The organism is Streptomyces sp. TLI_185, from assembly GCF_003814765.1.
Lineage (GTDB): Bacteria > Actinomycetota > Actinomycetes > Streptomycetales > Streptomycetaceae > Streptomyces.
Window position 1 is genome coordinate 9,251,886 of record NZ_RKRB01000001.1, and the last position, 13,848, is coordinate 9,265,733.

Consider the following 13,848-nt stretch of genomic DNA (forward strand, 5'->3'; position numbering starts at 1 on the left):
GATCGAAGAGGTACCGAAGACCGTCCCGCGCGGTGTCGTACGGTCCGCTTCACCGCCTGCTCCACCTCGTACCGCGACATGGCCACGTCGTCGCGTGCTGCGTATTCGGTCACTGCGGCCTGGAAGGCGACGGCCGCCTTGCGCCACTCATTCCACGGGGCGTCGTACGACTGGCTGTCGTGTTCAGCGGCCCCGGCATGTTGGCTCCACGCGGCCCCAGTTGGTGGAGATCCTGCGTCCCTTCGACGTCCTGAAGTGGCTCCGGGGGACGGCTTGAGGTTTGACCAGTAGGGGGCATCGAGCGTGGTGCGTCGGGCGGGCTCGACAGCTCGACCGCCTGATTGCCGCGCGACGCCGAGTTGTCAGTGGGCACCGTCATGATGGTCCGATGGACGATCTCGCTGTGCTGCGGCAGGAGTTCTCGGAGTACGAGGAGGCATTTCTTGCGACCGTGATCCGTGATCAGAGGTGGGACAAGGATGCCTTCTCTCGTCTGGAGCGGGCCATGCGCGGTGTGTGTTCAGGGTTCGAGGAGCATGATCAGCAGGACCTGCCGCGATGGCTGGTGGAAGGATTCTGGCTCTGTGCCGACTGGTTGCCCGGGCACACGGCCCATCCGCGGTTTCCCCGCCCCGAGCCGTCGACGTATTACGAGGCAGCTCTCACGAGGCTGCGAGACCTTCAGTATTGGCTGGTGACGGGCGTTTCACCCTACTTGCCCGACCATGGGATCGCAGACCTCTAGAACCCTGTGACCAAGCCGCTTGTTGAATACGAACTGGAATTGTCTCGGTGTCGCAGAGGTGGTCAGTTCGCCCAATGCGTGTCCGGCGGATCATGAGTGTTCCCTCTTCCGTGGCCGTGTAGTTGGCCGTGGGCCGTGGTGATCCGACGAACGACGAGTGACGGCGTCTGGAACCTCATCTGCCTGTCGGCGGGCGGCGCGGTGGACGGTGGGCTAGCCACCGAAGGGTGATCAACGGGATCTTGTTCCGTTGAGCGGACGGGAATCCCGTGGCGAGACCTGCCGGAGAGGATCGGCAGGTGGAAGACGGTCTACGAACGGCACCGACGCTGGTCCGCAGACGGCACCTGGGAGCGGTTACTCCAGGCCGTCCAAGCCGACGCTGCTGCCGAGGACCGGATCGACTGGAGCATGGTGGGCGTCGACTCGACCTTTTGCCGTGCCCACCAGCTCGCCGCCGGTGCCCACAGGATCGAGCTGTCCATCTGGGCAATGCGAAGGCGAAGCTCATCGACGATCTGCCGCAACCGAGGCTCATCGTATTCATGGGCCGCGGTCTCCCTGCCCGTGATCCACCCGCGGTACTCAAACATCCCACGATCGTAGTGAGATGACCCGCCTCACCGTCCAAGCCGCACCATGATCCGGCGGACACGCCTTAGCCGGGGGCGACGCCCAGATCGCGACGCATTGCTTGGCGGAGGGCCCGGGCAGCGGTCTCATAGGCGGCGCGCGTTGCCCGGTACGACTCGTTCTCGGAGGTGGATCCGTTCAGGACCTCCTCTCGAAGGTCTCGCAGCGCTGCGTGCACCTGTTCGGTGAGTGCCAGCACCTCCGTCGGCGCGCAGAGCTGCAACTGATGACGGAGCTCGTAGGCGCCGCTCTCACGTACCGTGTCGCGCGCCTGTCGGGCTCGCTGCTCCGGGGGCTCATGAACATTATGGGCGATGTCGCGCAGTTGACTCCGAGCCCGTGACAACGCGACAAGGTACTCGCCGTACACCTGACGTCGAAGCTCTTCGCCGCGGACGTCCTTCTCGCGACGTGCTCGTGCACGGTCCACCGCGAGTGTCGATCCGATGCCGAGTATCGCCCCAAGACCGGTGCCTACGAGTGTTCCCCAGTCCACTGTGCCCCCGACCCTCGATGTCCGTTCTCATCCATCGTGTCAGGGAGCCATGTAGGCGAGCTGCGCACTGACAGCTGCCTTGAGACAAGACGGGCCAGCAATCCGGCGGGGGATCAATGGGCATGGGCGTCGCGGGGTCGATGTCTCCATGGTCTTGTCCGTTCCGGTGAGCGCCGACCAGGCAAGTGACAGAACCACTGAGACCCCGCGCCGTGGATTCTCATCGATCTTGTCAGCTTTCCGAGTCGACACCGCCTCATCGGAACGTGGCGTGGCCGCCGAACGGGCGCTCCAACGCGCACCATGCGGCATGAGCGGAGGTCGTCCGGCGGTGTCCTGCCGAACCGTGGTCCCTCTCGACACGTTATGCGACACCTACGGCTTGGCTGACCAGGTGATCGGCGATCCGGCCGGGGCTGCGGAGTCCGGCGCCCCCGCGTATTCGGGCAGCTCGATGCCGTTGATCGCGCGCCCGACCAGCTCGGTGAACCATTCGCCGGCGAAATCGGGGCGCGGCTCGGCGTCTGGCCCGGGGACGTCGCGGCTGCAGGCGTTCAATCGGCCGATCTCCTGGTTGGCCTCGACGAACGAACGCATCCGCGCCTCGTAGCGGGTGAACCCGGCCTCGGGGTCCCACACGGCGGCGGCCAGCTCTCCGGCCAGCACGTAGGCGCCGACCAGTGCCAGCCCGGTGCCCTGCCCGGACATCGGCGACGAGCTGAACGCCGCGTCCCCGAGCAGCCCCACCCGTCCGCTCGACCAGCGGTCCATCACCACCTGGGCGACCTGGTCGAGGTAGAAGTCCGGGGTGCCGTCCAGGTGCGCGAGGATGTCCGGGGCCAGCCAGCCCAGGCCCGCCATCCGCTCACGCAGCAGGCGCTTCTGGGCCGCGACGTCACGGTAGTCGACGTCGAAGTCAGCCGAGGGGAGGTAGAACATGGCCATCGCCCGGGTGGCGTCCTGGATGGGTCGCAGGAGGGCTGAGCGCCCGGACCCGTGGTCCTGGTACTCGAGCAGCCAACGGTCCAGCCCGAACTCGTTGGGCACACTGTAGAAGGCCAGCACATGCCCGAGGTGGCGCAGGAACCGCTCATGCGGCCCGAAGACCATCGCCCGCAGCTCCGAGTGCAGCCCGTCGGCCCCGACCACCAGGTCGAAGCGCCGCCGGTCGCCGCCCGCGAAGACCACGTCGACCCCGTCCGCGTCCTGGGCGAGCTGGGCGATTCGGTCGCCGAAGATGTACTCGACGCCGTCGCGGGTGTCGTCGTAGAGCACCTGGGACAGGTCCCCGCGCAGGATCTCGATGTCCGCGATGAACCCGTCGCCACCGTCGTCGTCCGCGCGGAAGGTCTCCAGCACCTGTCCGTCCGCGTCCACGGTGTGCGCGCCGGCGGTGTGGGTGCACGCCGCGCGGACCGCCGCGTCCAGCCCCATGCGTCCGATGACCTCTTTGGCGACCCCGCGCGCGTCCACCGCCTGCCCGCCGGGACGCAGCTCGGGAGCCCGCTCCACCACGGTCACCTCGGCCCCCCGCCGGCGCAGCCAGTGGGCCAGCGCGGGTCCCGCGATGCTCGCACCCGCCACCAACACCCTGGGACCGCTCACCCGGGTCCCCTGCTCGCCAGTTCGGATGGTGCGCTCCCGCTCGGAGTCGTCGACGCTCAACACTTCCTCCATGTGCTTCCTCCCGTGCTGGAACGTTTCCAGCACAGGCCCACCGCTGTCGGTGGATCCAGGGGTATCGACTGCGGATCCGCACCAAACTCATCGGTACGGCAACGAGATCGCGTCCACGCTCCCGCACACATCCGGAACTCGGCATGCGTGAGTGATCCCCCGCCTGCCCGGCCCCTGATGGGCGCGGAATTCCTTGGCGCCACGGCCGGCGACCTGAGCCGCTACGGGAGCGCCGACCGCATCGCCGGCCTGGCAGGTGTCGCCCCCGTTCCCTGGGACTCCGGCAACGTCAGCGGCAACCTGCACCGGCCCGGCGCTACCACCGCGGGCTGCAACGGGTGTTCCAAGGCGGGCTCCCAGCAGCCGTTGTTCATCGTCATCAGAAGGTGAGGACCATACGTCCGCGGAGGCCGCCCGCTTCCAGCAACCGGTGTGCTTCGACGGCCTGTTGGACCGGCAGGGTCCGTGCGACCCGCGGGGTCAGGCCGCCTTCCTCGGCCAGCCGTCGCAGGCGGTCGATGGGCCGCCCGGTCGCCGGCATCCACGGCGTGGGCACCGCCCTGCCGCGCGACCGGGGACCGCACTGGATCAGAGGTCGTTCTCTCCCGGCGACAGCAGCGGCAGCACCTCGCTCACTTTGGGCGACTTGCAGTTGGGCGACTTGCAGCGCCCCGGACGAGGATCTTCGAGGGGACGCGCTTCCGTTCGCCTCTCCTCGCCGGCGCGACGGTCGTTGACCATCAGGCGGTGTCCGCACTCGTCCCGCTCGGCGGCCAACTCGGCTACGTACTGGTTCACTTCGCTCCAGTACGGCGGCCGGGATCCTCCTGTCGTGCCGCGCAGCGGACGTGCCGAGGCGTCCGACCCGAGTGCGATCATGTTCTTCACCCCTGGGCTGTGTCCGCCACTCCGTATGACGGCAGCGACGGAAGGCACCCGTGACGACGGCGCTGGACCGGCCTGTTGCCACGGTCACCTCGGGTCGGGGTGCCCGCTCTGCGGCGGTGCTGTGGGCCTCGTCCTCGCCATCGTCGGGACGCCGTGCGGGCGGGTGCCGTCCCGGCTCCGCGTGGTCCTGGCACGCCGACCAGGGGGCGGCCTTCTCGCTCGCCGCCGGGCCGACGGTCCACGAGGCGCCCGGCCCAGCGCCGGCCGCAGTGTTCGCAGCGCGGAGCGCCTTGTGGCATCGCCGCTCTGATGGGCGTCGATCGGCATGACGGTCGCCGGGCGAGGCTGCCGAACACCTGCTGGGTGAGCCGGTCGACGTATCGGAGGGGGTCGGGGCGGATGGGCGCAGCCTTCGTGCGGCTCCTTTCGCCTGGGACCCCTGTCGGCGGTGTCCGGCCTCCGGCTGCCCGGAAGGCCGCCGGCAGTCCCTCCACCTCATCCACATCAAGCCTTGACAATGAAGGGCTCAAGTTTTATTTCAGGACTAGAGGCAAGAACGGGTGAAACCTGCAGTTCGCAGCGGGCGAGGAGGTGGCCGGGATGCAGGCGCGGGACCACGGAGCGGACCTGTATGCGGTGCTGGGGGTGGAGCCCTCGGCGACGGCCGAGGTGATCACCTCCGCCTTCCGTACCCGGGTGCGGGAACTGCGCCCCGACACGCGTGTGGACGCGGCCACGGCCGAACGGTTCGGTGAGGCGCGGGCGGCGTACGAGACGCTTCGCGATCCGGTCCTGCGCGCGGCCTACGACCGGCGCTACGAACGGCCGGCGGAGCGGGCATACGACCGCGGCCCTGTCTTCGCGCGGCCGGTCAGTCCCGCCCGGCGGTACGTGGTGGTGCTCGGGGCCGCCCGCCCCGAGCCTCTGCTGCGCGCCGGTCCCGTCCGGTGGGAGCGGCCGTCCCGATGACGCCGACTGACCAGAAACGTGAAGCAGCGCACGGGTGAGGAGGGAGAGTCATGGCGCGCTCGGTCGGTATCGACCTGGGAACGACGAACTCGGTGGTCTCGGTCCTCGAGGGCGGCGAGCCCACGGTCATCACGAATACGGAGGGAGCGCGGACCACGCCGTCGGTTGTGGCGTTCGCCAAGAACGGCGAGGTGCTGGTCGGCGAGGTCGCCAAGCGGCAGGCCGTGACGAACGTGGAGCGCACCGCGCGCTCCGTGAAGCGGTACATGGGGGATCACGCGTGGCGGTTCCCGGAGCACGGCGGCATCGACGGCAAGCGGTACACCGCGCAGGAGATATCCGCGCGCGTGCTGCAGAAGTTGAAGCGGGACGCGGAGGCATATCTCGGAGAGGACGTCACCGACGCGGTGATCACCGTGCCCGCGTACTTCGACGACGCTCAGCGGCAGGCGACCAAGGAGGCTGGCGAGATCGCGGGGCTGAACGTCCTGAGGATCATCAACGAGCCGACGGCCGCCGCGCTGGCCTACGGCTTGGACAAGGAGAACGACCAGACGGTCCTCGTCTTCGACCTCGGCGGCGGCACCTTCGACGTGTCGCTGCTGGAGATGGGTGAGGGCGTCATCGAGGTGAAGGCCACCAACGGCGACACCCACCTGGGCGGCGACGACTGGGACCAGCGGATCGTCGACCACTTGGTGAAGCAGTTCAAGAACCACTACGGCGTGGACCTGTCCAAGGACAAGATGGCCGTGCAGCGGCTGCGCGAGGCGGCGGAGAAGGCGAAGATCGAGCTGTCCAGCTCGTCGGAGACCACCATCAACCTGCCCTACGTCACGGCCTCGGCCGAGGGCCCGCTGCACCTCGACGAGAAGATGACCCGGGCCCAGTTCGAGCAGCTGACATCGGATCTGCTGGAGCGTTGCAAGGCACCGTTCCACCATGCGATCAAGGATGCCGGGATCAGGGTGTCGGACATCGACCACGTCGTCCTGGTCGGCGGTTCGACGCGCATGCCTGCGGTGACCGAGCTGGTGAAGGAACTGACCGGCAAGGACCCGCACAAGGGCGTCAACCCGGACGAGGTCGTGGCCGTAGGTGCCAGCCTGCAGGCCGGCGTGCTCAAGGGTGAGGTCAAGGACGTCCTGCTGCTCGACGTCACCCCGCTGTCCCTCGGCATCGAGACCAAGGGCGGCGTCATGACCAGGCTGATCGAGCGCAACACGACCATCCCGACCCGCCGTTCCGAGACCTTCACCACGGCGGAAGACAACCAGCCGTCGGTGACGATCCAGGTCTACCAGGGCGAGCGCGAGATCGCGGCGTACAACAAGAAGCTCGGCATGTTCGAACTGACCGGCATCGCGCCCGCACCGCGCGGGGTGCCGCAGATCGAGGTCGCCTTCGACATCGACGCCAACGGCATCATGCACGTCTCCGCCAAGGACCTCGGCACCGGCAGGGAGCAGAAGATGACCGTCACCGGCGGCTCCGCGCTGCCCAAGGACGACATCGACCGCATGGTCCGCGAGGCCGAGCAGCACGCCGAGGAGGACCGGCGCCGGCGCGAGGCCGCCGAGACCCGCAACCAGGGCGAGCAGCTCGTCTACTCGACCGAGAAGCTCATCACGGACAACGCGGACAAGATCCCGGCCGATGCGAAGAGCGGGACGGAGGCCGCGCTGGCCGACCTGAAGGAGAAGCTGAAGGACGAGAACGCGGACACGGCGGCCGTCCGGCAGGCCATCGACCGTACGACACAGGCCGCGCAGAAGATCGGCACGACGCTGTACGAGAAGTCGCGGGCCGAGCAGTCTGCGGGGGAGCCCGCGGGCGGTACGGCTGATGGCGCGTCCGAGGACGAGGTGGTGGACGCCGAGATCGTCGAGGACGACAAGTCGGAGGCCGGCTGACGATGACCGGGAGTGGGCCGCAGAGCACCGAACTGCAGCAGTTGCGGCGCTTGGTGGAGGAGCGGACCGCCGACCTGCAGCGGGTGAAGGCCGAGTACGACAACTACCGCAAGCAGGTGCGGCGGGACCGCATGGCCGTCCGCGAAATCGCGGTGGCCAACGTGCTCCGGGCGCTGCTGCCCGTGCTGGACGCCGTCGACCGGGCGTGCGCGCACGAGCCGCTCACGCCGGGCCTGAAGGACATCGCCGACAGCCTGCAGGACGAGCTCGGCTCGCTGGGCGTCACGTCGTTCGGTGAGGTGGGCGACCCGTTCGACCCCGCCTGTCACGACGCCCTGACGTACCACGTCTGCGACCGGGACCGCCTGGTGTGCTCGACGGTTCTCCGTTCCGGTTACCGGCTCGGCGAGCACCTGCTGCGTCCGGCCACCGTGGAGGTCACCGGGCCGGCTCCACCGCGTGGAACCTGCGCGGAAGCGACGCATCCGCCGGTGGCCCGCCGTTGACGGAGGAGGTCATGCGCATGCACTGGGACGCCTTCATCGCCGCAGTCCAGGAACGCGGTAAATATCCTTCGCAGCAGGAGGCGGAACGAGCCTCCCGGGTCGTCATGGCCCTACTGGGCGCTCATCTGGTGGGCGAGGTGCGCGCCGAGCTGGCCGGCCGGCTCCCCGAAACGCTGGCGTTCGTCCTGCTCAACCCGCTCCAGGCACACGAACCGCTGTCGCCCGACCGGTTCATCCGGGCAACCGCGGCCTGGATCGAGGGCGCCACGGAGAAGACCGCCACATGGGACGTCAGCGCCGTACTCAGCGTCGTGGCCGACATCGCCGGGGAGGACCTGATCAACCGCGTCCTGCTCCAACTCCCGCCGGGCTACGACCTGCTGTTCGGACATCCGCATCCGGACTGATCACCACCCGCCGACCCGGCACCGACGGATGCCGGTACGGCCCGCCCGGCGGGGCCGCTCCCCTCGACCACATGGGCCCGTCCGGCGGCTCCATCTCGCGGTCGGGGATTGGCGAGCCTTGAGCGCGGTGTTCCGGACCCACCTGGTCACCCAATAGATCCTATGTATAGTGCCTCACTTCGATGGGTGAGTGGGCACTTCGCGACTCCAGGTGTCGTCCAAACCCCTTGTTTATTTCCCTCTTTGAGTCAATCTCGCCCCAGCTATAGACGTAGACATCGTCGGTCTCCTATAAATCCATCCGATGTCTCCTTGTGGGGCGACGCGGAGCACGGCCGCCCTTGTCGGCGTTCCGCTCGCCCTGTCATCCCCCCTCGACCCATGGAGCCGCCCCATGTCCTCTGCCTCCCTCAGCAGACGCTCTCTGATGAAGGTCGCCGCCCTCGCCGGGGGAGTGGCGGCCTTCGGGCTGCCACAGGTCCTGTGGCCCTCCACCGCCGAGGCGTACGCCGTCCCCTCGAAGATGGACTGGTGGTACCAGGCCAGGTTCGGGATGTTCATCCACTTCGGGTCCTACTCGCAGCTCGGCCAGGGGGAGTGGGCCTTCGACAGCCAGCGGTGGAGCAAGGCGGACTACCAGAGTCAGGTCACCAAGAAGTTCAACCCGACCCAGTTCAACGCCGCCACCATCGCCGAACTGGCCAAGAACGCCGGCATGAAGTACCTCGTGATCACCTCCAAGCACCACGAGGGCTTCGCGATATGGGACTCCAATGTCGCGGGCTTCACCGACACCACCGGCACGAGGCAGTACAACCTGCACGACTACAACGGCGTCCAGACCGACCCCCTCATGGACCTCAAGAGGGAGTGCGAGAGCCGTGGGATCAAGTTCTGCCTGTACTACTCGATACTCGACTGGAACCACCCGTCCCAGACCGACCGTCACCAAAGCGGTCTCACCACGATGTCCTCGCAGGCCGCCCGCACCGCCTACATCGCCGATTTGAAGGCGCAGCTTCAGGAACTGCTGGACCGCTACGACCCGGCGCTGCTGTGGTTCGACGGCGACTGGTTCGGCGAGCCTTCCAGCCCCACCCTGGAAGACTGGTGGCTGGAATCGGACGGCGTCGACCTCTACAACTGGCTGATCGCCCGCAAACCCGGCCTCATCGTCAACGAACGGGTCAAGCGGGACCACGGTCTCGGCGACTACGCGGTCGCGGAGTTCGGTATCCCCGCCGCGCCGATGAGCCGGCCGTGGGAGCGGTGCGCCACCATGAACGGCGCCTGGGGTTACAACGCGGGCCGTGAGAACTCCTACCGATCCGTCAAGGACATCGTCCAGGAACTCATCACGGTGGTCTCCCGGGACGGCAACCTCCTGTTGAACATCGGCCCCAAGGGCGACGGCTCGGTCACCGCCGGATCCCAGACCGTCCTCAGCGGCCTGGCCTCATGGATGTCGACGCACAGCGACAGCATTCACGGCACCAGCGGCAGCCCGTTCGCCACCGAACCCTCATGGGGGAAGGTCACCAAGAAGAACGGCAAGCTCTTCGCCCACGTCTTCACCTGGCCCACGAACGGTCGGCTGCGGATCCCGGCGATCGACAACACGATCAGCCGCGTCTATCTGCTGAACAACCCCTCGGTCTCGCTCCCGTACACCGTCACCGACCAGATCAACGTCACGGTGCCGGCCACCGCGCCGAACGCCGACGTCTCCGTGGTGTGCGTCGAGGTCCAGGGCATGCCCGTGAGCGTTTCCGCGGCGGTGACCTCGAACGTCAACTACGAAGGTGCCCGCGCGGTCCTGCCGTTGGGCAGCTACACGTCCTCCCAGCTGTCCGCCGCCGGCCTGGCGCCCGCCACGGCATCGTCCGTCCTGATACCCGACGGCTACCAGGTGACGGGCTACTCCGGCGACAACTTCACCGGCACCGCCTGGACGTTCACCTCGAGCACCCCCGACCTTCGGGTGACCGGCAACAATGACGTGATCAGATCGCTGAAGGTGACGTTCAGGCCCGACAAGTACTTCCGCCTGACCAATGTCACCAACCACTGGGTCCTGGACAGCGGTGGCAATGTGGCCAGCGGATCGAACCTGAAGCAGTGGGAGGCGGTGGACCACACCAATCTCCAGTGGCAGGCAATCGAACTCGGCAACGGGTACTACAGGCTCGTCAACCGCACCAACGGCATGGTCGCCGACGGCTGGGGCTCCACCGGCAACGGCGACCCGGCCCGGCAGAAGGCCTGGGACGGCAGCAACACCCAGCAGTGGCAGATCATCCACCGCGGCGAAGGCCGGTACTCGATCGCCAACCGCAGCACGGGACTGGTCCTCGACGGCGGTGGCTTGGTCGCCGAAGGGGCCGTGACCAAGCAGTGGACGTGGCAGCAGAGCACCAACCTGCTGTGGACGTTCAGCCCGGTCGGCTGACTGGCACCACCCCGGGCATCCCTGATGCCTGCGGCCGCGGGCGCCTGCGAGCCGGTGGGCGCCCACGGCGGCACGGGTGTCGGCCGTACAAGCGGCTCAAGAGCACAGGCGGGACGACACGGCCGGGCGGTGGCGACCCCGACGCCGAACCGCGCGACAGGGGTCGTCCGGGCGGACGGCGATCCGGAGCCCCGACGCCGAGCCGGGCGTCGTTCCGCGGCGCAGCAAGGACCGTTTGGGGCATCACACCGACGCCGTACCCGATCCCGCACGACGGCCCCGTGGGCAGGATGCCGACGGCGACCGGCCGCTCGCCGATGCGGGCCTCGCACCTGCACTTCATGGTCGAAGCGCCCGAGTGCCGAACCCTCGTCACGCACATCTTCGTCCGGGACGACGAACTGCTCGACTCCGACACGGCCTTCGGCGTGAAGGAGACGCTGGTCAAGGACTTCGACCAGCGTCCGGCAGGCACGCCCACACCCGACGGGCGGGTCGTCGACGGCACCTGGACACAGGTCCGCTTCGACACCGTCCTCGCCCCCGCCGACGGCAGAGGATCACTGAGGCCGCGGCAGGATCCTGCCTGCCGCGGCCGGGCCCGTGACTAACACCTGGGCGCTGCGGGTGTCTTCCCGCCGTGATCGCACCCAGGAGCGATCGGTTGGACCTCAGCCGACTCAGGCCGGCTGTCCCTGCGGAGGTCAGGCCTGAGACCTGCAAGATGTCGTGCGCACGACGGCCGTGGGTGTGGCCTTGCCGACCCTCGCGGTGAGTCCGTCTCCGCCGCGGGCGACGGTGGGACGAATCGGCTGACCGGCGGGGCCGGATCTGACGGGGGCCGCTCGGCGCCTCGGTAGTCGGTTGAGCGGTCTGCTCCGAGGGGCGTCCGGAGGCGGATCAGGTTCGCTCACGCGTCGTCACATGATCGGCGCGTACGAAGTCCCAAGCAGGTGGCCGACCTCCTCGCAGCCTGGCCCCGACGACCCCGCCGCCGCCAGGCTGCGGGGTCGTTCAAGAGGTATGACCGGGGCCGCGGCGGAGTACCGGACGCAGGTCCTCGATGACGTTCGGGTCGTCGACCGTGGAGGGGATGGGTTCGTCGAGGCCGTCGGCGATGCCGCGCATGGTTTTGCGCAGGATCTTTCCGGAGCGGGTCTTGGGCAGGGCCGGTACGACGGCGACGTCCTTGAGGGAGGCGACGGCGCCGATGTGTTCGCGGACGAGCTGGACGAGTTCGGCCTCGACCTCGGCCGGTTCGCGGGCGGTGCCCGCCTTCAGGACGACGAGGCCGCGCGGGATCTGTCCCTTGAGGGCGTCGGCGACGCCGATCACGGCGCACTCGGCGACGTCGGGGTGGGTGGCCAGGACCTCTTCCATGCTGCCGGTGGACAGCCGGTGGCCGGCGACGTTGATGACGTCGTCGGTGCGGCCCATGACGAAGACGTAGCCGTCGGCGTCGATGTGCCCGCTGTCGCCGGTGAGGTAGTAGCCGTCGAAGGCCGCGAGGTAGGAGCCGATGAAGCGCTCGTCGTCGTTCCAGAGGGTGGGCAACGCTCCGGGCGGCAGGGGGAGTTTGACGACGATCGCGCCGTCGACGCCGGGCGGCGCGGGCTGTCCGGACGGGTCCAGGACACTGACGTCCCAGCCCGGCAGCGGACGGGTGGGCGAACCGGGTTTGACCGGGGCGGCCTCGATGCCGACCGGGTTGGCGACGATGGGCCAGCCGGTCTCCGTCTGCCACCAGTGGTCGATCACCGGGATGTCCAGCAGGGCGCCGGCCCAGTGGTAGGTCTCGGGGTCGAGGCGCTCGCCGGCGAGGAAGAGGTAGCGCAGGCGGGAGAGATCGTACTCCGCGGCGAGGGCGCCCTTGGGGTCCTCCTTCCTGATGGCACGGAAGGCAGTGGGGGCGGTGAACATGGTCTTGACGCCGTAGTCGGCGGCGACGCGCCAGAACTGGCCCGCGTCCGGCGTGCCGACCGGCTTGCCCTCGTACAGCACGGTCGTGGCGCCGGCCAGCAGAGGGCCGTAGACGATGTACGAGTGCCCGACCACCCAGCCCACGTCGGAGCCGGTGAACATGGTCTCGCCCGGGCCGATGTCGTAGACGGCGCCCATCGACCAGTGCAGGGCCACCGCGTAGCCGCCGCAGTCGCGGACGACTCCCTTGGGTTTTCCCGTCGTCCCGGACGTGTAGAGGATGTAGAGCGGGTCCGTCGCGGCGACCGGCACGCAGTCGACGGGCGTCGCAGTGGCGACCAGGTCGGCCCAGTCCAGGTCGTCCGGCCCCAACTCGGCCCGCTCCTGCGGCCGTTGCACGATCACCCGCTTCTCCGGCCGGTGCCCGGCGAGTTCGATAGCGCGGTCCAGCAGCGGCTTGTACGGGATGACCCGCTTGCCCTCGATGCCGCACGAGGCGGAGACGATCACCTTCGGGGCGGCGTCGTCGATGCGGACGGCGAGTTCGGGCGCGGCGAACCCGCCGAAGACGACCGAGTGGATGGCGCCGATGCGGGCGCAGGCCAGCATCGCGATGGCCGCCTCGGGGATCATCGGCATGTAGATGACCACCCGGTCGCCCTGCCCCACGCCGAGCTGGGACAGGCCTCCGGCGAAGGCCGCCACCGCATCCCTCAGCTGCGCGTAGGTGTAGGTGCGCCGCGCGCCGGTCACGGGGGAGTCGTAGACCAGCGCGCGCTGGTCGCCCAGGCCGGCTTCGACGTGCCGGTCGAGCGCGTTGAAACAGACGTTGAGCCGCCCGTCGGGAAACCAGCGGTAGAACGGTGCGCCCGAGGAGTCCAGGGCGCGTTGCGGTGCGACGTCCCAGTCGATGCCCTCCGCGGCCCTCAGCCAGAAGCTCTCCGGGTCTTCGGTACTGGAGCGGAAGACATCCTCATACGTTCCCATTGGGCACTCCTCTGTGGGACCGGGGGCAGGTGGGTAACGGCGTGCAGAACGCTGTCGGGCACATGTTTTCTATCGTCAGCATGTCGGGCCCGGCCAGCAGGACTCGCCTTCAGATTCCGGTTCGACTCACGCGCCGAGGTAATAGGCGGAGCCATTCCTCAAGCGCGAACGCGCCCGAGCCCGCTGGACGTGCCCAGGTCCGAAGCAACCGAACGCTTCCGCCATCTCGACGTGCCGCGCCAGGTACCCCTCCCACCG

At 68.6% G+C, this 13,848-nt stretch carries 11 protein-coding genes and 3 pseudogenes; 9 read left to right on the top strand and 5 right to left on the bottom strand.

What is annotated here, in order from left to right; translation table 11 throughout:
* Positions 1-388: 388 nt before the first annotated feature.
* A complete protein-coding gene (locus tag EDD92_RS42465; RefSeq protein ID WP_123969201.1) occupies positions 389-745 on the top strand; it encodes a hypothetical protein in 357 nt (118 codons plus the stop codon).
* Positions 746-912: 167 nt separating this feature from the next.
* Positions 913-1,279, top strand: a pseudogene (locus EDD92_RS42470) (IS5 family transposase); the annotation flags it as partial.
* Here the strand turns inward: EDD92_RS42470 and EDD92_RS52575 are convergent.
* Positions 1,276-1,338, bottom strand: a pseudogene (locus tag EDD92_RS52575) (hypothetical protein); the annotation flags it as partial. The pseudogenes EDD92_RS42470 and EDD92_RS52575 sit on opposite strands and share 4 nt — an antisense overlap.
* 911 nt (positions 1,339-2,249) lie before the next feature.
* A complete protein-coding gene (locus tag EDD92_RS42480) occupies positions 2,250-3,551 on the bottom strand; it encodes an FAD-dependent monooxygenase (RefSeq protein ID WP_260327159.1) in 1,302 nt (433 codons plus the stop codon).
* Positions 3,552-3,698: 147 nt separating this feature from the next.
* On the opposite strand from EDD92_RS42480, the gene EDD92_RS42485 reads away from it, so the two are divergent.
* Complete coding sequence (locus tag EDD92_RS42485; protein WP_399185128.1) at positions 3,699-3,941, top strand: transposase; 243 nt, start codon at positions 3,699-3,701, stop codon at positions 3,939-3,941.
* Here EDD92_RS42485 and EDD92_RS42490 read toward each other — a convergent pair.
* Entirely contained in the window at positions 3,931-4,092 is a 162-nt protein-coding gene (locus EDD92_RS42490; RefSeq protein ID WP_123969202.1) for a zinc-binding dehydrogenase, read from the bottom strand. The two genes, EDD92_RS42485 and EDD92_RS42490, sit on opposite strands and share 11 nt — an antisense overlap.
* A gap of 47 nt (positions 4,093-4,139) precedes the next feature.
* A complete protein-coding gene (locus EDD92_RS42495) occupies positions 4,140-4,430 on the bottom strand; it encodes a hypothetical protein (protein ID WP_123969203.1) in 291 nt (96 codons plus the stop codon).
* Between the two features lie 609 nt (positions 4,431-5,039).
* On the opposite strand from EDD92_RS42495, the gene EDD92_RS42500 reads away from it, so the two are divergent.
* From EDD92_RS42500 to EDD92_RS42525, 6 genes and pseudogenes are all read left to right on the top strand, one after another.
* A complete protein-coding gene (locus EDD92_RS42500) occupies positions 5,040-5,408 on the top strand; it encodes a J domain-containing protein (RefSeq protein WP_123969204.1) in 369 nt (122 codons plus the stop codon).
* Between the two features lie 50 nt (positions 5,409-5,458).
* Positions 5,459-7,321: a molecular chaperone DnaK gene (gene dnaK, locus EDD92_RS42505; protein WP_123969205.1), complete on the top strand. Its 1,863-nt coding sequence runs from the start codon at positions 5,459-5,461 to the stop codon at positions 7,319-7,321.
* Positions 7,322-7,323: 2 nt separating this feature from the next.
* Positions 7,324-7,827, top strand: a complete 504-nt coding sequence (gene grpE / locus EDD92_RS42510; protein WP_123969206.1) for a nucleotide exchange factor GrpE — start codon at positions 7,324-7,326, stop codon at positions 7,825-7,827.
* Positions 7,828-7,838: 11 nt separating this feature from the next.
* A complete protein-coding gene (locus EDD92_RS42515) occupies positions 7,839-8,234 on the top strand; it encodes a DUF2267 domain-containing protein (RefSeq protein WP_123969207.1) in 396 nt (131 codons plus the stop codon).
* A 394-nt stretch (positions 8,235-8,628) separates the two neighbouring features.
* Positions 8,629-10,683, top strand: coding sequence for an alpha-L-fucosidase (locus EDD92_RS42520; protein WP_123969208.1), 2,055 nt, complete (start codon positions 8,629-8,631; stop codon positions 10,681-10,683).
* 236 nt (positions 10,684-10,919) lie between these two features.
* Positions 10,920-11,294, top strand: a pseudogene (locus EDD92_RS42525) (hypothetical protein); the annotation flags it as partial.
* A gap of 403 nt (positions 11,295-11,697) precedes the next feature.
* Here the strand turns inward: EDD92_RS42525 and EDD92_RS42530 are convergent.
* The gene (locus tag EDD92_RS42530) at positions 11,698-13,590 is read right to left on the bottom strand and encodes a propionyl-CoA synthetase (RefSeq protein ID WP_123969209.1); all 1,893 of its coding nucleotides are present in this window, start codon (positions 13,588-13,590) and stop codon (positions 11,698-11,700) included.
* Positions 13,591-13,848 lie beyond the last annotated feature (258 nt).